The organism is Streptomyces sp. NPDC047061, assembly GCF_040643955.1.
Lineage (GTDB): Bacteria > Actinomycetota > Actinomycetes > Streptomycetales > Streptomycetaceae > Streptomyces.
In genome coordinates this window covers 23,709-47,507 of record NZ_JBEYVI010000055.1, presented here as the reverse complement: position 1 = coordinate 47,507, position 23,799 = coordinate 23,709, and the positions used below count along the sequence as shown (strand labels likewise).

Here is a 23,799-nt window from a genome sequence, read left to right as displayed (position 1 = left end):
GCCATTCTGCTGCGGAACCAGGACATCGACGCATCGCGAATCCGACGAGAGGGCGCCGCAGGATGAAGGGTCGGCACGCTGTATCCCCCACCCCCCCCGTGGGCACTGGCTTCTGCTGTCGGTTCTGCTCTTCGTCCTGCTCTCCGCCCTGCTCTTCGAGGGCTGGACCCACAACGAGGTGGACGCCTCGCGGGCGCGGCTCGCGTGCGCGCGGCCGGTGCCGAAGGCCGTGGACGAAGGCGGGCCACTGCTGTGGATCGGTGACGACAGGGTGACGTCGGCCCGGCTGCCCCCGCGTACCGTGGCGCTCACGTTCGACGGCGGGCCGGACCCCGTCTGGACCCCACGGCTCATGGCCCTGCTGCGTGCGCGCGGGGCGAAGGCCACCTTCTTCCTCGACGGGGCCCGGGCGGCCGACCATCCGGAACTGGTACGCCGACTGCTCGCCGAGGGCCACGAGATCGGGTCCCACACCTACACCGGCGACGCTCTGGGTCCGGCGTCCCGGACCCGTGCCCGGCTCGAACTGTCGCTCACCCAAAGGGTGTTCGCCCGCACGGCCGGAGTACGCACCACCCTGCTGCGTCTGCCGGGGACCACCACGGTGGACACGCTGTGCGGGGCGGAGTGGGAGGCGGCGGTGCGCGCGGCGGCCGACGGATATGTGCTGGTGGCCGCCGATCCCCTGTCCCGCAAGCCCGCGCGGGGAGCGGTCCGTCAGCTCGGCCACACCGGTCTGGGGTACGGCGAGGCCGAGCGGCTGCTTCGCGGGCACCAGCCCTCCGAGGTGTACACCACGGTGACGGCCGGACTCGGCCTCGCCTCGGCCAACCCGTCCGCGGCCGCCGCCGAGCGGCGGGAGGGCGCCGTCCTGCTCTGGGCCGGAGAGACCGGGCAGGCGCTGGCCGACGGGATGACCTGGGCGGTCGCGGTGGTGGGGACGCTGGTCGCGTTGCGGCTGCTGTCGCTGTCCCTCCTGGCCCGGGTCCATGTCCGGCGCGTGGACCGCGCGGCGACCGGTCGCGGCCGCTTCCCACGCGAGGAGGTGTCCGTTCCCGCGACGGTCCTCGTCCCGGCGTACAACGAGGAGGCAGGGATCGAGTCCACGGTCCTCTCACTGCTCTCCTCCACCCACCGGGATCTGCAGATCCTGGTGATCGACGACGGGTCGACGGATCGGACGGCCGCCGTGGCCGAAGGTGTCGGCGATCCCCGGGTGACGGTGCTGCGCCGCCCCCACCGCGGCAAGGCCGCCGCCCTCAACGACGGTCTGGCGTGGGCGGCGCACGAGATCGTGGTCATGGTCGACGCGGACACGATCTTCGAACCGGACGCCGTCCACCGGCTCCTCCAGCCGTTCGCGGACCCGGCCGTCGGCGCGGTCAGCGGCAACACCAAGGTCGGCAACCGGCGGCGCCTGCTGGCCAGATGGCAGCATCTGGAGTACGTCTTCGGCTTCAACCTCGACCGCCGTACCCTCGATGTGCTCCAGTGCATGCCGACGGTGCCCGGCGCCATCAGCGCCGTCCGCCGCAGGGCGCTCGTCGACGTCGGCGGACTCAGCGACGACACCCTCGCCGAGGACACCGACCTCACGATGGCCCTGTGGCGGGCCGGCTGGCGGGCGGTCTACGAGGAGTCCGCGATCGCCTGGACCGAGGTCCCCGTCTCACTGGGCCAGCTGTGGCGACAGCGCTACCGCTGGTGCTACGGCACCCTCCAGGCGGTGTGCAAGCACCGGCGGGCCCTCGTCGAACGGGGTACCGCCGGGCGATTCGGCCGACGCGGGCTGGCCCATCTGACACTCTTCCAGGTTCTTCTGCCGCTTTTCGCCCCGGTCATCGACGTCTTCGCCCTGTACGGGGCGCTCTTCCGCGATCCCGCGCAGGCGGCCGCGCTGTGGCTCGGCTTCCTGGCCCTGGAGATGCTCTGCGCGGGCTACGCGCTGCGGCTGGACGGGGAACCGGCCCGGGCACTGTGGGCGATGCCCCTGCAGTCCTTCGTCTATCGGCAACTGATGTACCTGGTCGTCATCCAGTCCCTGGTCACGCTGGCGGTCGGCGGAAGACTGAGATGGCAGCGTCAGCACCGCGCCGGACTGGCGGGCCAGATGCCCCGTGCGACAACCGGTACACGGAGGGACGGGTGATGTCCGAACAGCGACTCGCCTCAGGAGTGGTCACGCCTGAAGCCCGAACCGCCGCGCGGGAGACCCACTTCCGCCTCACATCCAGGCGACGCGCGGTGCGTGTCCGCCGCAGCCCCGCCCGACGGATCGGACGTACCTTGCTGCTCCTCGCCGTCGTCCTCCAGCTCACGCAGGTCGGCGCCTACCTCTGGGCCGACTCCGCGCTCAACCGGCAGGTCGATCTCGGCAGCCTGGGCAACCGGCCGCCGCTGGGCCGGGGCGCGAACTACCTCATCGTGGGCTCCGACAGCAGGGAGGGGCTGAGCGAGGCGGACCGGAAGGAACTGCGCACCGGTTCGTTCCAGGGGGCCCGCACCGACTCGATGATCCTGCTGCACACCGGCGCGCACAGCAGCACGATGGTGAGTCTGCCACGCGACTCGTGGGTGACCGTCCCGGAGTTCTTCCGTCCCGAGACCGGCAAGACCACCCCGTCGTCCGACGACAAGCTCAACGCGGCGTACGCGCTGGGCGGTCCCGAACTGCTGGTAAGGACCGTCGAACTCAACACGGGCCTGCGCGTCGACCACTACGCGGAGATCGATCTGGGGGGCTTCGTCGATGTCGTGGACGCCGTCGACGGTGTGGAGATGTGCGTCGACCGTGACATCGAGGACCCGTCCTCGGGCCTGGACGTACGGCAGGGCTGTCAGGTCCTCGACGGCAGGACGGCTCTCTCGTTCGTCCGGCAGCGCAAACAGGAGGCGCGTGGCGACCTGGGCCGCACCGCGAACCAGCGCAGGTTCCTGGCCGCCCTCGCGCAGCGGGCCACCCGGTCCGATGTCGTGCTCGACCCGTCCCGGCTCCTCTCGGCGACCGAAGCGGTGCTCGACACGCTCGTCGTCGACAAGGACATGAGCCTGCCGGAACTCCTCACGCTGCTCCGGGCGGCACGCGACGCCTCCGCGGACAGCGGCCGACAGATCGACGTTCCCGTGTCCGACGTGCGGTTCCGTACCTCCAAAGGGATCGCCGTGCGGTGGAACGACGCGCGGGCACGACAACTCTTCCTGGCGCTGAGGAACGACCTGCCGGTCGGCTCGGGCGTCCCGGACTGACTCTCCCGGGACCGGTACTGAACGCGGTGCGGCTGACGACCGTATCCCGTGTCATGCGGGAGGCTCGGGCTCTGGCGTCTCCGGGCGCGCACCCGGCGGAACGGGCCGTGCGGGAGATCGGGCTGCTCGGCCTGGTCGCGCTGATCACCTGGACGTCGGCCAGTCAGTGGGTCACCCCCGAATGGACTCCGGCGGACTCCGTTCCGGACGCCACACGGATCTGGGCGTCCGTGGGCGGTGCCGTCCTCACCACCCTGCTCCGGCTCCGGTCGCCGACCGTCGCGGTGATCGCCGCGACCGCCCAGTTCGGCTGGTGGCCCGCGTCGGGCATCGCGGTCGCGGTGGCGGCGTTCCGTCTGTGCGGGCAACACCGGTCGGTGGCAAGGCGGTTCACAGTTTTGCAGGTGGCCGCCGTGACCGGCTACGGCGTGGCCGTGCTCTCCAGCCCCATGCCGACAGCCGTGGTGACGATGTTTCACCTCTCCATGTCCCTGGTCTGTCTGGGCCTGCCGGTCGGGGTGCGGGCCCTGCTGGGAACGGCGGACCGGGTGATCCTGGCGCTGCGGGAGCGTGCGCTGTTCCTGGAGGAGAACTACCGGCTGGCCCAGTCGACGGCACGCCTCGAGGAACGGTCGCGGATAGCCCAGGAGATGCACGACCAGCTCGGCCATCGGCTCAGTCTCATCGCCCAGTACGCGGGGGCCCTGGAGCTGGCGTCGATGGGGAGATCACGGACGGCGAGGGGCGAGGAGGATGGCGAGAGCGGCGCGGCCGACGGGGGCGAGGCCGGACTGATCCGGGGCACGGCCCAGACCGCCATGCGCGAACTGCGCCTGATCCTGGGCGTCCTGCGCTCCACGGACCACCAGGGCGCGGCACTGCGGCCGGTCGAGGAGACCGGTCTGCGCACGGACATCGCGGGGCTGGTCGGGCAGTCACGCTCGGCGGGCGTCGACGTCGGTCTGCGGTGGCGGGGCGACGATCTGCGCGAGGTCGCCGCGCCCGTACGCCGGGCCGTGCACCGTGTCGTCCTTGAGGGGCTCACGAATGTGCACCGGCACGCGTGCGGTGCGGTCGTCACGGTCGTGGTCGAGCGCGGCCGGGACACCGTCCGTGTGGAGGTCCGTAACGGACGCGCCCCCCGGCCGGTCCCCGGCGGCATCCCGCTCGGGCCCGGCACCGGAATGGGCCTCGTCGGCGTGCAGGAGCGAGTGGCTTTGCTCGGCGGCGTCTTCTCCGCCGGGCCCACCGAGGACGACGGCTTCCGGCTGAGCGCCGAACTGCCTCTGCGCGCGCCCGTCGTGCCCGTCAGCCGCACGGGGCGTGTCCGGCGGACGGAGACGGTTGTGGACGACCGGGTGCCACCGGTCACATCTGCCCCCGTCAAGTCAGTTACGTCGTTCGGTCACTGGGTCCGGCTGGGGACGTCGGCGGTGTTCGCCGTGGGCCTGGTCGGTGTCGCCGCGCTGGTCGCCGTATCGCTCTACCTGGTGCCCTGGTCCTCCGCGGAGTACCGCAGCCTGGTGGACAGGCCGCTGTCGGAGGCGGTGACCCCCGGTATGACCCGTGACGAGGTGACCTCCGTCATCGGTGCCGACGATCCCGTGGCGCGGCTCGCCGCACAGGCCGTGGAGTCACCTCCGTCGCCCGCCGGTCCCTGTCTGTACTCCACGGAATGGTTGGTGGAGCAGCAGGTCGTGATCGTCCGGTTCTGTTTCCGCGAGGACCGTCTGATCGGCGTCGACCGCTATGAGATCGGCGCAGACGGCGCCGAAACCCCCTGAGACACAACGGATATGGCGGGAATGACGGGTATGACGGGCGCCACGGGTATGACACGCATGAGCAACGACACCGCCGGGCCGATCCGGGTCCTGCTGGCCGACGACGAGGCGCTGATGCGGGCGGGGCTGCGCCTCGTCCTGGCCCATGCCGAGGACATCGAGGTGGTCGCGGAGGCGGCCGACGGGGCCGAGGCGGTCGATCTCACCGTCTCCCACCGCGTCGACGTGGCGCTGATGGACATCCGGATGCCGCGCGTGGACGGACTCGCCGCCGCCGAACGGCTGGCCGCCCTGGCTCCGTCGACGCGGGTCGTCATGCTCACCACGTTCGGGGAGGACGAGTACCTCACCCGCGCCCTGGAGGCCGGCGCGGCGGGCTTCGTGCTGAAGGACACCGGCCCGCAGGAACTCATCCACGCCGTACGCGTCGCGGCGCGCGGCGACGCCATCCTCTCCCCGCGCATCACCCGCGGGCTGATCGACCAGTACGTGATCACCCGTGCGCGGCGGACCACCGAGGCCCGACACCTGATGGCGGACCTGACCGACCGCGAGCAGGAGGTGCTCGTCCTGGTCGGCCTCGGACTGTCCAACGCCGGGATCGGCGACAGGCTCCACATGGGCGAAGGAACCGTCAAGACCCATGTGCGGCACATCCTTTCCAAGCTGAGCTGCGCCAACCGCGTCCAGGCCGCGATCCTCGCCCATGAGGCGGGACTGCTGCCCGGCGAGTGAGCGGCCCTTCCGTAACGGCTCCGTCCCCACCCCGTCGGTACCGCGCGGTCACTCGCCCCCGCGGAAACCACCCACGCCCTCTACCGACCGGACGAGCAGCCGTGGCCGATCGGCAGACGTGCCGGACCGCCCTCACGGGCGAGAGTCGGACACGGCCGGTCGGCGCGGAGCGGACCGTGGCCGCCCATGTCCTGTGCCGTGTCGGTCGCTCAAGTCCGCTGCCGCGCAGGCCTGTTCGGAAGGGAATCGACCAGGTGAGGTTGGAACGCGGAAGCAGCGGACGAGGTGCGACACGCAGAGCGGTACTCGCGGGCGCCACAGCCGCGGCCCTGCTGGGTATGGCCGGCGGCGCCCCGTCGGCGACCGGCGCACCGGGCACCGGAGCGGACGGCGGGGCGGGGTCTCCTCCGCCCTCGCCACACCCGGTGAGCCGGGCCGTCGAGTCGATCACACTCATCACCGGGGACACGGTGGAGTTGGACGCCCGGGGCCGGGTCACCAAGGTCACGCACGGCGCGGGGCGCGAGCGTGTACCGGTGTCCGTGCAGCGCGTCGCCGGGCACACCTATGTGACTCCGTCCGATGTCGTGGGCCTCCTGGCCGACGGCACCCTGGACCGGCGGCTGTTCGACGTGACAGGACTCGCGGCAGCGGACTACGACGACGCGCACCGCCGGAGCCTGCCGCTGATCGTGACGTACGAGAAGGGCACCGCGCGGTCCGAGGCCCAGCGGGAGCTGCGCTCCACCGACGCCGACATGGGGCATCGGCTGCCCGTGCTGAACGGTGAGTCGATGACCGTGCCCAAGGAGCGGGCGGCCCGGTTCATGGCGGCACTGACCGACCGTCCCTCAGGTCCGGACCGGGCCCTGACAGCCGCTCCCGGCATCGACCGGGTCTGGCTGGACGGCCGCTGGAGACTCCCCGCGGACCAGGGCTCCCGAGCGGTGCCGAAGGCGGGTGCGCCCGACCCCCGGGGCGGCCCGGTCCAGATCGGCGCGCCGGTGGCGTGGAAGGCGGGTTACGACGGCAAGGGCGTCACCGTGGCGGTCCTTGACTCGGGTGCGGACGCCTCCCACCCCGACCTGAAGGAGGCCGTCGTGGGCGCCGAGGACTTCGGCGGCAGCGGCACCACCGACGACACGGACGGCCACGGCACGCATGTGGCGTCGATCATCGCCGGGTCGGGAGCCAGGAGCGACGGCAAGTACATCGGCGTCGCGCCGGGCGCCCGGCTGCTCATCGGAAAGATCTTCGACGGCCCCTTCGCCACGGACTCGGCGATCATCGCCGGCATGGAGTGGGCGGTTCGGGAGAAGGCCAAAATCGTCAACATGAGCCTGGGCGGTACGGACTCCCCGGGCACGGACCCGGTCGAGCGGGCGGTGAACGACCTGTCGAAGTCCTCGGGCACCCTGTTCGCCGTCGCGGCGAGCAACGAGGGACCGGACGCCTACACGGTGGGCTCTCCCGGCTCCGCCGAGGCGGCGCTGACCGTGGCCGCCGTGGACCGTGACGACCGCCTCGCGGACTTCTCCAGCCGGGGGCCGACCGCCGAGGACACCCTCAAGCCCGATCTCTCCGCACCCGGCGTGGACATCGTCGCGGCCAAGGCCGCGCACGGCACCGGAGGACGTCCGGCGGCCCCCGGATATGTCTCGATGTCCGGCACCTCGATGGCCACCCCCGCGGCGGCCGGTGCCGCCGCCATCGTCGCCGGGCAGCACCCGGACTGGACGGGAGAGCGGGTGAAGGCCGCCCTGATGGCCTCCTCCGAACCGCTCGCCGGACAGGGCGCCTACGCGGCGGGGGCCGGCCGGGCCGACCTCGCCCAGGCCATACGCCATTCGGTGATCACGCAGCCCGCTTCGGTCGATCTCGGCGTCCAGCAGTGGCCGCACGACGACGACCAGCCGGTCCGTCGCACCCTCACCTACAGCAATCTCGGCGACCGACCGGTCACGCTCGACCTGTCGATGTCGGATCCGATCGGTCCGCGCGGCGACACGCCGGCCACGGCCGTCTTCGGGGTCTCCCCGGCACGGCTGACCGTCCCGGCGGGCGGAACGGCCGATGCGACCGTCACCGCGGACACCCGGCCAGAGAGCCTCTCCGACGGGCTCTGGTCCGCGTCGGTCACCGCGACGGGCGGCGGGACGACGACGCGCACCCCGGTCGGGGTGGTGCGCGAGGCGCAGTCGTACACGCTCACGCTCAAGGCCACCGGACGTGACGGAAAGCCGGCTCGGGACATCGGTGTCTCCGTGGCCGACCCGGACCAAGGCCGCCTCCACCTCCCGTACGACTACGGAGACCAGGACGGCGACGGCGTCGTCACCCTCCGGCTGCCCAAGGGGCGTTATGTGGTGGAGACCCTGATGGGGCACACCACCGGGAGCCGCACCGAGGCCTCCTGGCTGGTGACACCCAGGCTGGCGATGGACAAGGACCGCACCCTGGCACTGGATGCCCGCACCGCCAAGCCCGTCCGGGTCAGCGCACCCGACACACGGGCCCGGGTGCGCGGTGAGCAGCTGGTCTTCGCGGCCGGCACGCCGGAGCGGGGCTGGAGCAGCTTGCTGGTCGCCGAGGACTACGACGGCATCCGGGTGGCCCAGGCCGGGCCGTCCGCCCCGCCCGGCGAGTTCATCGCCCAGTACGGCGGGATCTGGCAGCGCGGGGCCACCGATCCGCAGTACGACCTGGTCGTCACCCGCAAGGGCTCGATGTTCACCGGCCTGGACCGGACCGTGTCCGCACGCGGCCTGGCCAAGGTGGTCACGGCGGGCGGCCCCGCCCCCGCGGGCGCCCGGGTCACCTCCATGGCCACCTGGAGCGTGCCCGGCTGGGAGGACGAGATCTTCCTCGGGGACCTCGGCGGGCTCGCGCGGAAGGCGCCGTACCGGTCCGGGCTCCACTACGTGTCCACGGAAGGGGGCCTGCGCTGGAAACTGGGCACGGCTGTCGGCTCCGAGGCCCGGCCCCGGATGGGCAGGTGGGAGGGCGACTTCCGCCGCTACGCGTCCGGACGTGTCTACCGCGAGAAGAGCTTCGGTGCCGCCGTGTTCGGCCCGTCCCTCCCCGCGGACTTCGGCGGAGTCCACTCGGGCGCCGACTACGCGCTGTGCGTGCCGATGTTCAGCGACGGCGCCGGTCACACCGGTTTCCTCGATTCCTCCGAGGCCGCCTACCGCACCCGGTTCACCACGGGAGACACTGTTCTCTTCGACGAGAAGCAGGACCTGTGCGACTACCTGGTCAACAGTGGGCTGAAGGATCGGCCGGCCCGCGACCGGCTCAGCGTCGACGCGTCCCGGTCCGCGGCCGTGTACCGCGTGGGCACCCGCGTCTCGGTCGTTTGGGACTTCGCCCTGCGGCCCTCGCCCACCGACTTCGCCAGCATGCCGCTGTCCGTCGTCCGCTTCGCTCCGAAACTCGGCCTGCACGACACCACCAGGTCGGGAGCCCGTTTCACCGTTCCGCTGGTGGTCCAGGGCGCGGCGGCCTCCCCGGGCGCTCTCGCCTCGCTGACCGTCAAGGTGTCCTACGACGGCGGGCGCACCTGGCGGAGCGCGCCGGTCAAGGCCTCGGCCAAAGGCAAGCGCTCGGTGACCCTGACCCATCCGAAGAAGCCCGGCCCCGTGTCCTTCAAGGCCACGGCCAAGGACACCGAGGGCAACACGGTCACCCAGACGCTGATCGACGCGTACCGCACCGTCAGGTGAGCTGATCACGCCGCCCACCTCTCCCCATACCGCCGCCGGCCCGCCCACATCCCCAGCGGGCCGGCGGCTTCCCCTCTGCCCGCGTTCGGTGCTCTTGGCGGGGTCTCGCGCTGTGCGAGACCCCGCAGCGGGGTCGGGCCCGGCTGCCGCCGTGGGCATCACCGACCTGGGGGCCGGGCCCGCCCTGGACCGGCTCGCCGGGCTCTTCGCCGAACCTCGGCGTGCTCGTGCCGGACGACTGCGAGCGCCTGGTCCACGCCACTGTGGGGCGGCAGTTCGCTGCTGGGCGGGGAGGGGGGATCCGCCCCGTGCGGCTGCGGCGCGGCCCCAAGCGTCCCTGTTCGGTCCCGTCCGGACCATTGACGACGGTACCTGGCCTACGGCACTCTGTATTCCGTCATACAAAGTTCATCCCCGGGAAGCAGAGGTGTGACGTGGCCGGGCTCGACCTTCGGGTGAAGCAGGACAAGCTCGTACGGGACAAGGTGGTCGACGCGCTGCGCGAGGCCATCCTGGACGGGGCTCTGCAGCCTGGTCGCAGACTCACCGAGCGCGAGCTCACCGAGCTGACCGGAGTGAGCCGCACCTCGGTCCGTGAGGCGCTGAGGCGTCTGCAGGCCGAAGGGCTTGTCGAGGAGTCGCCGAGCCGTGGTCTGCGGGTGAGCATTCCGACCGCCGAGGAGATCGAGCAGATCTACGAGATCCGCGCCGAGCTGGAGCCGCTCGTGGTGCGTCTGTTCGTCGAGCGGGCATCCGCCGAAGAGGTGGACGCACTGGCCTCCGTCGCTCACGAGGTGACCCCGGGTGGCGACGGCAACAAGGACGTCCTCGACCGCTTCGACAAGATCTTGCTCGACGGCTGCCGCAACCCCATGCTGGCGGACATGCTCGGTGGTCTGTACAGCCGTATCCACGCGCTGCGTCGGGTCTCGGCCGCCACCCCGGGTCGCATGGCTGTCACCAAGCAGGAGTACGCCGACCTCGTCGAGGCGATCCGCAACCGTTCCGCCGCCGACGCGGCGGAGGTGGCCCGGCGGCACGTCGCCGCGGCCAGGGCGTCCGCGAAGATCGCGATGAGTCTGCTGGAACAGGACGCCGACTGAGGGCTTGAAGGTCGGCGAGAAGACCGAGAGCACAAGGAAGTGCAGCAATGAGTACGGAAATCATCGCCCCGGCGATACCGGACCTGTCGGACCCGGCGACCTTCGCCTCCCGGGTGCCCCATGAGACCCTCGACACGGTCAGACAGCTGCCGGGGCTGTACTGGCAGCCCGCCAAGGCGGGCACGCTCAACGGCGGGTTCTGGTGTCTCACCCGGCAGGCCGACATCGCCGAGGTCGAACGGAACCCCGAGCTCTTCAGCTCCCGATGGGGTCCGTTCTTCCCGAGCCTTCCCTCGCCGGAGACCGAGTTCCGCCACAACATCATGTACAACGACCCGCCCGTACACAGTCGGCTGCGCCGGGCCGCCGCCCGCTCCTTCGGCCCTCGGGTCATCGCCAACTTCGACGGCTGGGTGCGCGAGATCGTCGTGGAGGTGCTGGAGGACATCGCCGCCCGCGGCGACGTCAACTGGGTGGACGACGTGGCGGCCATCATCCCCTCCCGCGTCATCGCACGCGTGATGGGAGTCCCGTACGAGGACCGTCAGCGCATCGTGGACTGGACGCTCACGATCTTCGACGCCGCGGAGCAGCCCGACGGCGGCGCGTCCACCATGGCGCTGCTTCCGGAGGTCTTCGCCTACCTGGACCAGCTGCGAGCGGACAAGCTGCGGGCGCCCCAGGACGACTTCGCCACGGTGCTCGCGCAGTGTGTCGAGCGCGGCGAGATGAGCCAGCCGGAGTTCCTGCACTACCTGAGTCTGCTCCTCGTCGCCGGATTCGAGACGACGCACACCGTGATCGCCCAGTCGATGCGGCTGATCCTGGAGGACCCGCAGATCGCCGACGCCACCCGCGAGGCCGTCGCCGCCGACAACCTGAACGGGCTGGTCGACGAGTTCCTGCGGTTCGTCACCCCGGCCATGAACATGGCCCGCACGGTGACCCGGGACACCGACTTCCACGGCACCCCGATGCGTGAGGGCGACCTGGTGCAGATGTTCTTCACCGCCGCCAACCGCGACCCCGCCGTCTTCACCGACCCGCACCGCTTCGACCCGTCCCGGACCGCGAACGCGCACATGGCCTTCGGTGGAGGTCCCCACCACTGCGTCGGGAAGAACCTTGCCAAGCTCGAACTCAAGATCCTCTTCGAGGAGATGCACCGCCGCGGTATCAGCTGCGCCCTGAACGGCGAGCCCAGGCGCGGCTGGAGCACCTTCATCAACAAGCTCCTGTCCATGCCCGTCACCGTCACCAAGGCCGACCGGCAGGAGGCCCGCTCATGAGCGATCTGACGGACGCCGTCGTCGTCGTGACCGGAGGCGCCACCGGCATCGGCCTGGCCCTCGCCCGCGAAGCCGCGGCCCGCGGTGCCCGGGTGATGATCGCCGACGTGGAGGACGCGGGCGCCGCGGTGGAGAGCCTGCGGGCCGGCGGCGCCACGGCGGAGTGGCTGCGGACCGACACCGTGGACTACTCACAGGTCAAAAAGTTGACCGAGGCCACTGTTGAGCGGTTCGGTACGGTCAACGTGGTGTGCAACAACGCCGGCATCGGTGTGGCCGGTGCGCTCCAGGACGTGGATCCGGTTGAGGCGAAACGTCTCTTCGATGTGAACGTGCTCGGCATGTTCCACGTCGTCCACGCCTTCGCTCCGCTGCTGAAGGACGCCGCCGCGCGGGGCGGGCCGGCGTACATCCTCAACACCGGCTCCGAGCACTCCCTCGGCGTCCCGCCCCACGTGATGCCCATGAGCACGTACACCGCGTCGAAGTACGCCGCGCTCGGCCTCACCGACACCGCTCGCCGCGACCTGAAGGACTTCGGTATCGGTGTCTCCCTCCTCACTCCCGGTTGGGTCCGCACCGAGCGGGTGAGGGCGCTCGTCGCCGCCGATCCGCAGGTGGCCGCCGCCATCGAACCGTTCGCCCAGGAGCCCGTCGAGGTCGCCGCCGCGGCGTTCGACGGCCTGCTCAAGGGCACTGCGGTCATCGCCACCAATCCGCACAGCCGCGCCTTCGCCATGGAGCACGCGCGCGACCTCATGGCCGACATCCAGGCGCTTCCCCTCCTGGACGGCCCGGACGACCACGCTCACGACGGCACGGGCGACGCGTCCAAGTGCCCCTTCTCGCAGGGCTGAGCAGCAACCCGTTGCCGCCCGCGTCACCGGACGCGTGACAGTCGGCTCTCGGGGACATCCCCCTGTTTCTCTGCTTCACCCCTCACCCTCCCGCGATCAGCGGCCGGGCAGCGGAAACCGCGCCTCACGGCCCCTCGCGTCAGCCCGTCATTCGCGTGGACGACCACACGCCAGCGGATGACCACACCCCAGGACCGAACCATGCCTGAACGAAGGCAAGCGGCGATCGTCGGAGTCGGCCAGACCGACTTCGGCGCCCTCTACGCCAACAAGGACGCCCATCGCGATGCCTACGCACTCGGCGCCGAGGCCCTGCGCCTCGCGCTCGACGACGCCGGCCTGCGCAAGGACGAGGTCGACGGCCTCCTCACGGCCCGTATCCACTACGAGCACGGCGCCCACGTGCTCGGTATCCCAACTCCCCGTGTGATCAACGCCCTTGAGGGATCGGGGCGGATGAGCGGCGTCGCCGTCCAGCACGCCGTCTCCCTGATCGAGACCGGTCAGGCCGACACCATCGCCCTCGTCTACGGCAACAACGGCCGCTCGGTGAAGATGACGTACGGCGGCGACGGCTACGCCGGCAGCCCCACGGCCCGCTACGACGCGATGTACGGCATGACCTCCCCGGGCGCGTACGTCGCGATGATGTACCGCCGCTACATGCACGAGTACGGCGTGCCGGACGGTGCCCTCGCCCCGATCGCGATCAACAACCGCCGCAACGCCGCCCTCAACGACGCGGCCGTGATGCGCGAGGAGATCACCGAGGAGCAGTACCTCACCTCCCGCTACATCGCCGACCCGCTGCGCCTGTACGACTACTGCATCATCAACGACGGCGGCGTCGCGCTGATCCTCACCACCCTGGAGAAGGCCCGCGACCTGGCCAAGCGCCCGGTGCGGGTAGCGGCCACCGCAGCGCGGGGCAGCGTCAGCAACTACTACACCAGCACGGACTTCTTCCACGCCGCCTCCCAGGACGTGGCCCGGCGGGTGTACGCGGAGTCGGGTTACGGCCCGCAGGACATGGACTGCCTGCAGATCTACGACAACTTCACCCCCACCGTCCTGTTCAGCCTGGAGGGCTTCGACCACGCGCCGCGGGGCGAGGCCTGGAAGTGGGCGACACTTGACCGCATCGCCCGCGACGGCGAGATGCCGATCAACACCGCCGGCGGACACACCGGCGAGAGCTACATGCAGGGCTGGGGCCACCACGTCGAGGCCGTACGCCAGATCCGCGGCGAGGCCGGCCCCCGCCAGGTCGCGGACTGCGACGTCGCCCAGTACATCTGCGCCTCACCCATCGTCACCTCGCACGTCCTGGTCGGGGAGTGAGCAGGAGCCATGGACAACCAGAAACTCATCGAGATGCTGCCGCCGGTCACGGACGCCAACCGCGCCTTCTGGGAGGGCACCCTCGCCGGTGAACTCCGGCTCCAGTACGGCGATTCCGGAACGCCCCGCTACCCCGAGTCCCCGGTCGACCCGGTGACCCTCGGTACGGACTTCGAGTGGCGCGCGGCGAGCGGCAGGGCCACGTTGTGGTCCTGGATCGTCATGCACCAGAAGTACTTCCCCGCCTTCGCCGACGAGGTCCCCTACCTGGTCGCCTTCGTCCAGCTGGAGGAGGGGCCGTACCTGATGACCACCCTCGTCGATCCGCCGGAGCACCTGGAGTGCGGGATGCCGCTGGAGGTCGTCTTCGAGCAACTCTCCGAGGACCGGGCCATCCCGAAGTTCAAGGTGGTCACCCGATGAGCACCCGCGTGACCGAAGAGGTCGTCCTCGTCGAGCACCGGGCGGGCGGCATCTCCCGCATCACCTTCAACCGCCCCGCGAAGCGCAACGCCATGAACCGTGCCGCCCGTGTGGGGATCGTGCGCGCCCTCGACGAGTGCCGGGGCCGGTCCAAGGTGATCGTCATGACCGGCAACGGTCCCGCCTTCTGCGCCGGCGTCGACCTCAAGGAGGGCGACGTCAGCACCGGGGACGCGGAACTCGACCGGCGCAGCGAGTGGGCGGCCGTGCAGGAGGAGATCCGCGACCATCCTGCCGTCGTCATCGCCGCCGTCAACGGCACCGCCCTCGGCGGGGGTTCCACTCTGATCAACGTCGCCGACCTGGCTGTCGCGGCGGACGAGGCCCAGATCGGCATGCCGGAGATCGGCTTCGGCCTCTACCCGACGCTCGCCGGGCCCGCCGCCCAACTGCGGCTCAGGCCGAAGCACGCGGCCTGGCTGGTGCTCACCGCCGAGCGCATCGACGGCACCACCGCGGCCGAGTGGGGCCTGGTCAACCGCGCCGTGCCCCTGCAGGAGCTGGACGCCACGGCCATGGCTCTCGCCGAACGCGTCGCCTCCTTCGACGCGACGGCGCTGGAGTGGTCGAAGAAGGCACTGTGGAAGATTCCCGGGGAGATCTCCGAGTGGACCGAGGCCATCGCCTACGGCCATGAGGTCGCCGGTGAACTCCGCGCCCGCAGCACCGCTCTGGCCGAGGGCCTGGGCCGGTTCCGGGCGGGCGAGCGCAACCCGGGGCAGGGCTGATGTCCGGGCAGCGCACCTTCCGGGTGGTCGAGGTAACCGAGTCCGTCGCGGGAGCGGCATGCGGCCGCCTCTTCGCCGCCCTCGGGCACGATGTGCTGCTGTGCGAACCACCCACCGGCACACCGCTGCGGGCCAGGGAGTTCACCTTCGCCGCCCTGGGCGCCGGCAAGCGCAGCGCCGTACTCAGAACCGAGCAGCTGGCAGCCCGCGAGACGAGCCCGCTGGCCGCCGCCGACGTGCTGATCACCGATCTCACGCCGGCCGCGGCCGCCGCCGAGGGCCTGGACCTCGACCGGCTCCGGCAACGCTTCCCCCGGCTGGTGATCGTCTCGCTCACCGCCTTCGGGCTGACCGGGGAGTACGCCGAGAGCGCCGGTGACAGCCTCCTGGCGGAGGCGTACGGCGGCCTTGCCACCATGATCGGTGAGCCGGACCGGCGCCCGCTCGCACTCGGCGGCGAACAGAGCGCCCACTCGGCTGCCTTCGTCGGCCTGTACGGTGCCATGCTCGCCCTGCGCGGCCGTGACCGTACCGGACGCGGGGATCTCGTCGAGGTCGCGCTGAGCGACGTCGCCGCCTATATGGACTGGAAGAGCGACGTCCTGCACCACCTCGGCGGAAGCGTCCCGAAACGCGCGGGCTCGTCGCAGGGCGGATGGCGCGTGGTGCGCGCCAAGGACGGCTGGGTCGGAGTGATCTTCCACGCCCACCAGTGGCCCGCCGTCGTCGAAGTCTTCGGCGACCCGCGCCTGAGCGCACCCGGCCTCGACGACCCCGAGCAGCGCGCCCGGCGTTCGGGGGAGTGGTGGTCCGTGATCGCCGAAGCGGCGGCGAGCCGTGCGGCCGTGGACCTCTACACCGAGGCACAGCGTCTCGGACTGCCCTTCGGCCATGCCGCCGATGCCGAGGACCTGCTGGCCGACGAGCAACTCCGTGCCCGGGGCTTCGTCCTTCCGCCCGGCGACCGCCGCAGGGACGCTCCCGTGGTCGGCCTTCCGTGGACCGTGCCCGGCGGGTCCCAGGCCTCGGTACCCGCACCCCGGCTGGGCGAACACGACGGCAGCCTGATCACTCCGCCCCGGCTGGCGGCGACCCGTACGCCACTCGTGACCGCGGCCGCGCCGCCCCTGGACGGTCTGGTCGTCCTCGACTTCGGCACCATCACCGCCGGGGCGGCCACCAGCCGGCTGCTCGCCGACTACGGCGCGACCGTGATCAAGATCGAGTCGCACGGCCGCCCGGATCCGTTCCGGGCGTGGGTGATGCCGGGCAGCGCAGACCAGGCGGCCGGGGCGCGGCCTCTGGTCTCGCCGATGTTCGCCTCGAACAACGCGGGCAAGCGCGGCCTGAGCCTCGACCTGAAAACGGAACACGGCCGGGCCACGGCCTATGAGCTCATCCGCAGGGCGGACGTCCTGGTCGAGAACTTCCGGGTGGGCGTGACCGCCCGCATGGGTATCGACTACGCCACCGTTCATCGCCTCAACCCGAGCCTGGTCTATCTGTCCCTGTCGAGTCAGGGTGTCTTCGGACCTGAGGCTTCGTACGGCTCGTTCGGTTCGACGCTGGACCTGCTCTCCGGACTGGCGGCCGTCACGGGCTATCCGGGGGAGCGGCCCATGTGGTCGGGCGGCGACGTCAACTATCCGGACCAGGTGGTGTCCTTCGTCGGCGCAGCTCTGGTGGCGGACGCCGTCACCAGAGGCCGGCGCGGCATCCATCTGGATGTCTCCCAGCGGGAGGCCGTCGCCTGGACCCTGGCCGACCAGCTCGGCGAGTACGTCTGGACGGGGCGGCTGCCCGTACCGGACGGCAACCGCCGCCCCGGCGCCACCCCGCACGACACCTACCCCACCGCGGAGCCCGACGGCTGGCTGGCCATTGCGTGCACCGGCGCCGGACACCGGCGGGCGCTGGCCGAAGTGATATCCGCACTGTCCGGCAATGAGCCGGAGGAGTGGTGGCTGGAGCACCAGGACACCGTCGACGCGACCATCGCCGAGTGGACGGCCCGACGCCCCCGTGACCGGGCCGTGGCGGAACTCCGCCGCGCGGGCGTCCCTGCCGTGCCGGTGAACACCGCGGCGGACCGCGCCCGCGACCCCCGCTACGGCGAGCGCCGCGCGGCACTGCGCGCACCGGAGTGGCTGAAGGGATTCCCCATGATCCTGCACGGCCACACACCACCCGACCCCGCTCCCGCCCCCGCGCTCGGCGAGAACGCCGGGCATCTGGACGCCGCCGCCCTCGACGCACTCCTCGGCGGCCCCCTCCGGCCCGCGTCCACCCGCTGACCTGCCCGCACCCCGCACCCGCACGCCCCGATCAGGAGACCGCCATGCCCCGTGTCGTGTTCGTCCGCCCGGACGGAACCAAGCAGGAGACCGAAGCCGCCGACGGAGCCACCGTCATGCAGGCCGCCACCGCCAACCTGGTACCCGGCATCGTCGCCGAGTGCGGTGGCGAGCTGTCCTGCGCCACCTGCCACGTCTTCGTCGACGAGCAGTGGCTCGGGGCGCTGCCCGCGCCGTCGGACGACGAGGAGGAGATGCTGGAAGCGACCTCCGAGGAACCCACCGACGCCAGCCGCCTGTGCTGCCAGATCACGCTCGACGCCTCGCTGGACGGCATCGTCGTGCACATCCCGAAGACCCAGAAGTAGGACCGGGCGGGAGCACACCATGCACACAGAACCCACCCCTACCGACCGCGTCGTCGTGGTCGGCGCCGGTCAGGCCGGCGCGGACTTCGTCGCCGCCCTGCGCATGGCAGGCCACCGGGGCCCGGTGACCCTCGTCGGCGAGGAACCCGGACACCCCTACGCCCGCCCGCCGCTGTCGAAGGCGTACCTGTCCGGCAAGGCCACGGCCCAGGACCTGTACATCAGGCCGCCCGCCATGTACGAGCAGCAGGGCATCGACCTGCGTACCGGCACCCGGGTCACCGCGATCGACCGGGCCGCCCGCGAGGTGGTCCTCGCGGACGGCGAGCGGCTGCCGTACGGACACCTGGTGCTCGCCACCGGCGGGCGGGCGCGCAGACTGCCAGCCCCCGGACTCGACGACGCGCCCAACGTCCACTACCTCAGAACCCTCGCCGACGTGACCGCCATGCGTCCCCGCTTCGTGCCGGGCGCCCGGCTGGTCGTCGTCGGCGGAGGCTACGTCGGGCTCGAAGTGGCAGCGGTCGCCCGGCGGCTCGGCTTGGACGTCACGGTCCTCGAGGCGCTGCCCCGCGTCCTGGCCCGGGTGACCGCCCCGCAGGTCTCCGCGTTCTACCAGCGGGTGCACGCCGAGGAAGGCGTGGACATCCGCGTCGACACCGCGGTGACCGGGTTCGTCTTCGCCCCCGACGGCTCGGTGGAGGCGGTGGAGCTCAAGAGCGGCGAGCGGATCGACACCGACATCGTCCTCGTCGGGATCGGCCTGGTCCCCGCCACCGAACTCGCCGAGCAGGCCGGGCTCGCGGTCGACAACGGCATCGTCGTGGACGAGCACTGCCGCACCGAGGACCCCGCCGTCCTCGCCATAGGCGACTGCACCAGCCACCCCTGCGGCGAGCACGGCGGACGTCGCCGCTTGGAATCGGTTCCCAACGCCTCCGAGCAGGCGCGGGTCGCCTCGGCCACCGTGACCGGCAGCCTCCAGCCGTACACCGCCGTCCCGTGGTTCTGGTCCGACCAGTACGACGTGAAGCTCCAGACCACGGGGCTGTCCACCGGCTACGACGACGTCGTCATCCGGGGCACCTCCGAGGCCGGGCGGTCGTTCGCGGCCTTCTACCTCAAGGACGGCCAGGTCCGCGCCGCGGACGTGGTCTCAAGCCCCCGGGACTTCACCGCCGCCAGAAAGCTGGTAGCGGCCCGGGCCCGGGTCGCGCCCGAAGCGCTCCGGGACCTGTCGGTCCCCCTCAAGCAACTGCTCTGAACCATCCAGATGGGAAATCGAGACATGACAGACCAGACGGCGGCCCCGGCGGCCTCCTCGGGCTCGGAGCGCTTTCCGGCCGGGACGGACCGCGACTACCTGATGCTCATCGACGGCGAGTGGATCCCCGCCTCCGACGGCGAGACCTTCTCCTGCACCGACCCGTACGAGAACCGTTCCTGGGGCCGAGTCCCCGCCGCCACCACGGAGGACGTCGACCGGGCCGTGCGCGCGGCCCGGCGGGCCTTCGACGAGGACGGCTGGTCCCGCACCCCGGCCTCGCTGCGCGCCGGACTGCTGCGCAAGCTCGCCGACCTCATCGAGGAGCACGCCGAGGAACTGGCCCTCATCCAGGTCCACGAGAACGGCAAGCTCATCAGCGAGATGCTGCCCGGAGCCCGCGCGATGGCGGCCCACGCCCGCTACGTGGCCGGCCTGGCGGAGAGCCACCACGGCTCCACCCTCCCCGCGCACCCCGGCTTCACCGCCTACACCGTGCGCGAACCGGTCGGCGTCGTCGCGGCGATCACCCCCTGGAACTCGCCGCTGACCCTGCTGTCGTGGAAGCTGTTCCCCGCGCTCGCGGCTGGCTGCACTCTCGTCATCAAGCCGTCCGAGGTGACCCCCACCTCCACCCTCCGCCTGGCCGAACTCTGCGAGCAGGCCGGCTTCCCCAAGGGTGTCGTCAACGTCGTCACCGGCTTCGGGCAGCCGACCGGCGCCGCACTGGCCGGGCACGCCGGCGTCGACAAGATCGCGTTCACCGGTTCCACTGCCGCGGGCAAGGCCATGCTGAGCGCTGCCGCCCCCCGAATCGGGCGGGTCACCCTGGAACTGGGCGGCAAGTCACCCAACATCGTCTTCGCCGACGCCGACCTCGACAACGCCGTGCACGGCGTCATGGGCGGCATCTTCGCGGCGACCGGGCAGACCTGCATGGCCGGATCCCGGGTCCTGGTCGAGGACGACGTGTACGACGAGTTCGTCGACGCCCTGTCGTCGGCCGCGGACAAGCTGGTCCTCGGTGACCCGCTCGACCCGGCGACCGACGTGGGCCCGCTCGCCTGCCGCAACCAGTTCGACAAGGTCCTCGACTACATCGACATCGGGCAGTCCGAGGGGGCCCGCCTGGCCGCCGGCGGCGTACGGGACACCTCCACCACGGAGCTGACGCGCGGCCTGTTCGTACGGCCCACCGTCTTCGCCGGAGTCGACAACTCCTCGCGTCTCGCCCAGGAGGAGATCTTCGGGCCCGTCGCCAGTGTCGTGCGGTTCAGCGGCGAGGACGATGCGGCCCGGCTCGCGAACGACGTCGACTTCGGTCTCGCGGCCGCAGTGTGGACCCGGGACGTCGGCCGCGCCCATCGCATGGTCAGGCGGCTGCGCGCGGGCACGGTCTGGGTCAACGCCTACCGCGTCGTCCACTACGCCGTGCCCTTCGGCGGGTTCAAGCAGAGCGGCATCGGCCGAGAACTCGGCCCCGACGCGCTCGACGACTACACCGAGACCAAGTCCGTGTGGATCGATGAGGGCAACCCGCAGATGTTCGGCCGGCGCTGACACGAGGGAGTTTCCGATCACCGTGCTGGAGCACAAAGACCTCTACATCGGCGGCGCTTGGCGCCGCCCCTCCGATGACGACGTGACCGAGGTGGTCAACCCGGCCACCGAGCAGGTCATCGCCACCGTGCCGGCCGCCACGGCCAGGGATGTCGACGCGGCCGTGGCCGCCGCCCGCGCGGCGCTGCCCGCCTGGTCCCGGACGACCCCGGCCGAGCGCAAGGTCTTCCTGGACCGGCTCCACCAAGGTCTGGTGGAGCGGGCAGACGAGATCGCCACGACCGTCACCGCGGAGATGGGCGCTCCTCGGCAGCTGGCGTCGAGGGTCCAGGCGGGCCTGCCCATCGCGGTCGCCGAGTCGTACGCCCGGTTGCTGGAGACGTACGAGTTCGAGGAGTGCATAGCCGCCTCTCTCGTCGTCAGGGAGCCGGTCGGCGTCGTCGCCGCCATCACCCCCTGGAACTACCCGCTGCACCAGGTCGTCGCCAAGGTGGCGGCCGCGCTCGCCGCGGGCTGCACCGTCGTCCTCAAGCCGTCCGAGGTGACCCCGCTCGACGCCTACCTCCTCACCGAGATCCTCGACGCCGCCGGACTTCCCGCGGGGGCCTTCAACCTCGTGCCCGGCACCGGGGCGGTCGCCGGTGAGGCACTGGTCGCCCATCCGGACGTCGACATGGTCTCCTTCACCGGATCCACCCGCGCCGGAAAGCGCATCGGCGAACTTGGCGCGGCCACCGTCAAGCGGGTCGCCCTGGAACTCGGCGGCAAGTCGGCCAACGTCGTCCTCCCGGACGCGGACCTGGACTCCGCGGTCCGCGACGGTGTGGCCAACGTCCTGAGCAACTCGGGCCAGACCTGCACGGCATGGACCCGGATGCTCGTGCACCGGGACTCCTACGAGCGCGCGGTGGAACTGGCCCGGGAGGCGGCCGAGAGCACGGTGGTCGGCGATCCCGCCGACGAGCGGACCCAGGTCGGACCGGTCGCCTCCGCGGCCCAGCGCGACCGGGTGCGCGCGTACATCGCCGAGGGGATTGAGCAGGGCGCCCGGCTGGTGACGGGCGGCGTCGAGCCGCCGGACGGCCTGTCCACCGGTTACTACGTCCGCCCGACCGTCTTCGCCGACGTCACCGAGGACATGACCATCGCTCAGGAGGAGATCTTCGGCCCGGTCGTCGTCCTCATGCCCTACGCGGACGAGGAGGACGCCCTGCGCATCGCGAACAACTCCCTCTACGGCCTGTCCGGAGCGGTGTTCTCGGCCAGCGAGGAACGGGCCGTCGCGTTCGCCCGCCGCCTGGACACCGGCATGGTCCACATCAACGGCGCGACGCTGAACCTGCTCGCTCCCTTCGGCGGCTACAAGCAGTCCGGCAACGGTCGTGAACTGGGCGTCCACGGTCTGGAGGAGTTCCTCCAGCCGAAGGCGCTGCAGCTTCCGGCACCGGCGGCAACGGGAAGGACGGCGTCATGAACGATCCCGATCACCCCGTCGCTCGGAGTTTCCTTGCGGAGATCTGGGACTCGCTCGGCGGAGAGAAGGAAGCGCTGGAGCGAGTCCGTTTCGAAGGACACGGCGCGCTGCGGTCCCCCTTCGCGGTCACCGACCTTGCCGCGGCCTCGTTCGCCGCCGCCGGACTGGCCCTCAGCGATCTCGTCGCCACGGCCGGAGGCGGGGGACCGGGGGTCCGGGTGGACCGGGTTCTCGCCAGTGGTTGGTTCGATCTGCCGGTCGGGCCTTCCCAGCCCCTCGATCCGTCGGCGCGGCAAGGTGTTCCGCACACCTGGATGTGCGAGTTCCAGACGGCCGACGACCGGTGGCTCCGCGTACAGGCGACGTTCCCGACCCTGCGCTCCCGTATCGCGCGCGCACTCGGAACGGCGGAGGACCCGGCCGCGTTCGAGGCGGAGATCCGCAGGCACCCCGCGGAGGACATCGAGCGGTTCCTGGTCGATGCGGGCGCTGCCGTCGCCATCAGCCGCACGGTCAGGGAATGGCGCGCACACGCCCAGGGCCGCGCTGTGGCCACGGAGCCCGTCGTGCGCATCGAGACCGGCGACGCGGGCGACGACATCTGGAGGCCGACGCCCGGACGCCCGCTGGCCGGTCTCCGCGTGCTCGACCTGACCCGGGTCATCTCCGGACCGATGGCGACCCGGTTCCTGGCCGCCTGCGGCGCCGAGGTGCTGCGCCTCGACCGTCCCGGCTCGGACGAGAGCAGCGGCGTCTTCGGACGGGGCAGCGACATCATGCTGGGCAAGCGGTGGGCACTCCTCGACCTGCGGACCGAGGACGGACGGAACAGGTTCCTCAGACTGCTGGCCGAGGCGGACGTGCTCGTCCACGGATACCGCCCCGGCGGACTGGACAGCCTCGTCGCCCCCGAGGTCCGGGCCGCCACCCGGCCCGGCTTGGTCGAAGTGGCGCTCAACGCGTACGGCTGGACAGGTCCCTGGAAGGACCGCAGAGGCTTCGACACCCTCGTTCAGTACAGCAGCGGCCTCGCCGACGCCACGACGATCTGGGCGCTCAACGACCCGGAGCACAGGACACCGATCAACGCGCTCGGCCGACTGGTCGACGCCAGTCGGCCCCGTCATCTGCCCGTCGAGGCACTGGACTTCGCGACCGGATACCAGATCGCCGCGGCCGCGATCCGGGGACTGACGCGGAGAGTGACCACCGGCGAAGGCTCGGTCTCCCGGCTCTCGCTCGCCCGGACCGCGGCGATGCTGGTCGGCGCCGGCCACGTCGCCGAGGAACCGGAGATCCGGCTGCCACTCGACGGGCCGTACGAGGACCGCGTCCACGTCAGCGGTGACGGCCGCCCGGTGAAGCGCCTCGCGTTCCCCGTCGCCGTCGAGGGGACCCCGCTGTTCTGGGAGCGGCAGTTCGAGGCGGCGGGCTCTTCCGCGCCGAGGTGGTGCACCACCGGCTGATCCCCTGAGGCTCGTCCGTCGGCCGGACGAGCACGGAAACGGCCACGGCGGGCCCCTGCGCCGCAGCCTTCAACGGCGCGGG

At 71.5% G+C, this 23,799-nt stretch carries 17 protein-coding genes; all 17 read left to right on the top strand.

The window, feature by feature from the left end:
• Positions 1–82 precede the first annotated feature (82 nt).
• The 17 genes from ABZ887_RS45505 to ABZ887_RS45425 all read left to right on the top strand — a co-directional run bounded on the left by ABZ887_RS45505 (position 83) and on the right by ABZ887_RS45425 (position 23,717).
• On the top strand, positions 83–2,149 hold the full coding sequence (locus ABZ887_RS45505) for a bifunctional polysaccharide deacetylase/glycosyltransferase family 2 protein (protein ID WP_361304533.1): 2,067 nt from the start codon (positions 83–85) through the stop codon (positions 2,147–2,149).
• 137 nt (positions 2,150–2,286) lie between these two features.
• Complete coding sequence (locus ABZ887_RS45500; protein ID WP_361304497.1) at positions 2,287–3,246, top strand: LCP family protein; 960 nt, start codon at positions 2,287–2,289, stop codon at positions 3,244–3,246.
• Positions 3,247–3,353: 107 nt separating this feature from the next.
• Complete coding sequence (locus ABZ887_RS45495) at positions 3,354–5,030, top strand: histidine kinase (RefSeq protein ID WP_361304494.1); 1,677 nt, start codon at positions 3,354–3,356, stop codon at positions 5,028–5,030.
• Between the two features lie 57 nt (positions 5,031–5,087).
• Positions 5,088–5,765, top strand: a complete 678-nt coding sequence (locus ABZ887_RS45490; protein ID WP_361304491.1) for a response regulator transcription factor — start codon at positions 5,088–5,090, stop codon at positions 5,763–5,765.
• 425 nt (positions 5,766–6,190) lie between these two features.
• Entirely contained in the window at positions 6,191–9,490 is a 3,300-nt protein-coding gene (locus tag ABZ887_RS45485) for a S8 family serine peptidase (protein WP_361304488.1), read from the top strand.
• Between the two features lie 434 nt (positions 9,491–9,924).
• Positions 9,925–10,593 (top strand): GntR family transcriptional regulator, encoded by a 669-nt coding sequence (locus tag ABZ887_RS45480; protein WP_361304485.1) that lies wholly within the window; start codon positions 9,925–9,927, stop codon positions 10,591–10,593.
• Between the two features lie 47 nt (positions 10,594–10,640).
• Positions 10,641–11,882 carry a cytochrome P450 gene (locus tag ABZ887_RS45475; protein ID WP_361304482.1) on the top strand — a complete coding sequence of 414 codons (1,242 nt, stop codon included), beginning with the start codon at positions 10,641–10,643 and terminating at the stop codon, positions 11,880–11,882.
• Positions 11,879–12,739: an SDR family NAD(P)-dependent oxidoreductase gene (locus ABZ887_RS45470; RefSeq protein WP_361304479.1), complete on the top strand. Its 861-nt coding sequence runs from the start codon at positions 11,879–11,881 to the stop codon at positions 12,737–12,739. Before ABZ887_RS45475 ends, ABZ887_RS45470 begins: the two co-directional genes overlap by 4 nt.
• Before the next feature lie 201 nt (positions 12,740–12,940).
• Entirely contained in the window at positions 12,941–14,080 is a 1,140-nt protein-coding gene (locus ABZ887_RS45465) for a thiolase family protein (protein ID WP_361304476.1), read from the top strand.
• A gap of 9 nt (positions 14,081–14,089) precedes the next feature.
• The gene (locus ABZ887_RS45460) at positions 14,090–14,503 is read left to right on the top strand and encodes an OB-fold domain-containing protein (RefSeq protein WP_361304473.1); all 414 of its coding nucleotides are present in this window, start codon (positions 14,090–14,092) and stop codon (positions 14,501–14,503) included.
• Positions 14,500–15,291, top strand: coding sequence for an enoyl-CoA hydratase/isomerase family protein (locus tag ABZ887_RS45455; protein WP_361304471.1), 792 nt, complete (start codon positions 14,500–14,502; stop codon positions 15,289–15,291). The genes ABZ887_RS45460 and ABZ887_RS45455 overlap by 4 nt, the downstream gene beginning before the upstream one ends.
• Complete coding sequence (locus ABZ887_RS45450) at positions 15,291–17,585, top strand: CoA transferase (RefSeq protein ID WP_361304468.1); 2,295 nt, start codon at positions 15,291–15,293, stop codon at positions 17,583–17,585. Before ABZ887_RS45455 ends, ABZ887_RS45450 begins: the two co-directional genes overlap by 1 nt.
• A 44-nt stretch (positions 17,586–17,629) precedes the next feature.
• The gene (locus ABZ887_RS45445) at positions 17,630–17,953 is read left to right on the top strand and encodes a 2Fe-2S iron-sulfur cluster-binding protein (protein WP_361304465.1); all 324 of its coding nucleotides are present in this window, start codon (positions 17,630–17,632) and stop codon (positions 17,951–17,953) included.
• A 19-nt stretch (positions 17,954–17,972) separates the two neighbouring features.
• Positions 17,973–19,217 carry an FAD-dependent oxidoreductase gene (locus ABZ887_RS45440; protein WP_361304462.1) on the top strand — a complete coding sequence of 415 codons (1,245 nt, stop codon included), beginning with the start codon at positions 17,973–17,975 and terminating at the stop codon, positions 19,215–19,217.
• 24 nt (positions 19,218–19,241) lie between these two features.
• Entirely contained in the window at positions 19,242–20,777 is a 1,536-nt protein-coding gene (locus ABZ887_RS45435; protein ID WP_361304459.1) for an aldehyde dehydrogenase, read from the top strand.
• A 22-nt stretch (positions 20,778–20,799) separates the two neighbouring features.
• Positions 20,800–22,251: an aldehyde dehydrogenase family protein gene (locus ABZ887_RS45430; RefSeq protein ID WP_361304456.1), complete on the top strand. Its 1,452-nt coding sequence runs from the start codon at positions 20,800–20,802 to the stop codon at positions 22,249–22,251.
• Positions 22,248–23,717, top strand: a complete 1,470-nt coding sequence (locus tag ABZ887_RS45425; protein WP_361304453.1) for a CoA transferase — start codon at positions 22,248–22,250, stop codon at positions 23,715–23,717. Before ABZ887_RS45430 ends, ABZ887_RS45425 begins: the two co-directional genes overlap by 4 nt.
• Positions 23,718–23,799 lie beyond the last annotated feature (82 nt).

Excerpts from the sequence above, each read along its gene's own strand:
- ABZ887_RS45490 (WP_361304491.1), top strand. The coding sequence starts at position 5,088 with ATGAGCAACGACACCGCCGGGCCGATCCGGGTCCTGCTGGCCGACGAC.
- ABZ887_RS45450 (WP_361304468.1), top strand. The coding sequence starts at position 15,291 with ATGTCCGGGCAGCGCACCTTCCGGGTGGTCGAGGTAACCGAGTCCGTC.
- ABZ887_RS45460 (WP_361304473.1), top strand. The coding sequence starts at position 14,090 with ATGGACAACCAGAAACTCATCGAGATGCTGCCGCCGGTCACGGACGCC.
- ABZ887_RS45440 (WP_361304462.1), top strand. The coding sequence starts at position 17,973 with ATGCACACAGAACCCACCCCTACCGACCGCGTCGTCGTGGTCGGCGCC.
- ABZ887_RS45475 (WP_361304482.1), top strand. The coding sequence starts at position 10,641 with ATGAGTACGGAAATCATCGCCCCGGCGATACCGGACCTGTCGGACCCG.
- ABZ887_RS45465 (WP_361304476.1), top strand. The coding sequence starts at position 12,941 with ATGCCTGAACGAAGGCAAGCGGCGATCGTCGGAGTCGGCCAGACCGAC.
- ABZ887_RS45435 (WP_361304459.1), top strand. The coding sequence starts at position 19,242 with ATGACAGACCAGACGGCGGCCCCGGCGGCCTCCTCGGGCTCGGAGCGC.
- ABZ887_RS45425 (WP_361304453.1), top strand. The coding sequence starts at position 22,248 with ATGAACGATCCCGATCACCCCGTCGCTCGGAGTTTCCTTGCGGAGATC.
- ABZ887_RS45470 (WP_361304479.1), top strand. The coding sequence starts at position 11,879 with ATGAGCGATCTGACGGACGCCGTCGTCGTCGTGACCGGAGGCGCCACC.
- ABZ887_RS45455 (WP_361304471.1), top strand. The coding sequence starts at position 14,500 with ATGAGCACCCGCGTGACCGAAGAGGTCGTCCTCGTCGAGCACCGGGCG.
- ABZ887_RS45445 (WP_361304465.1), top strand. The coding sequence starts at position 17,630 with ATGCCCCGTGTCGTGTTCGTCCGCCCGGACGGAACCAAGCAGGAGACC.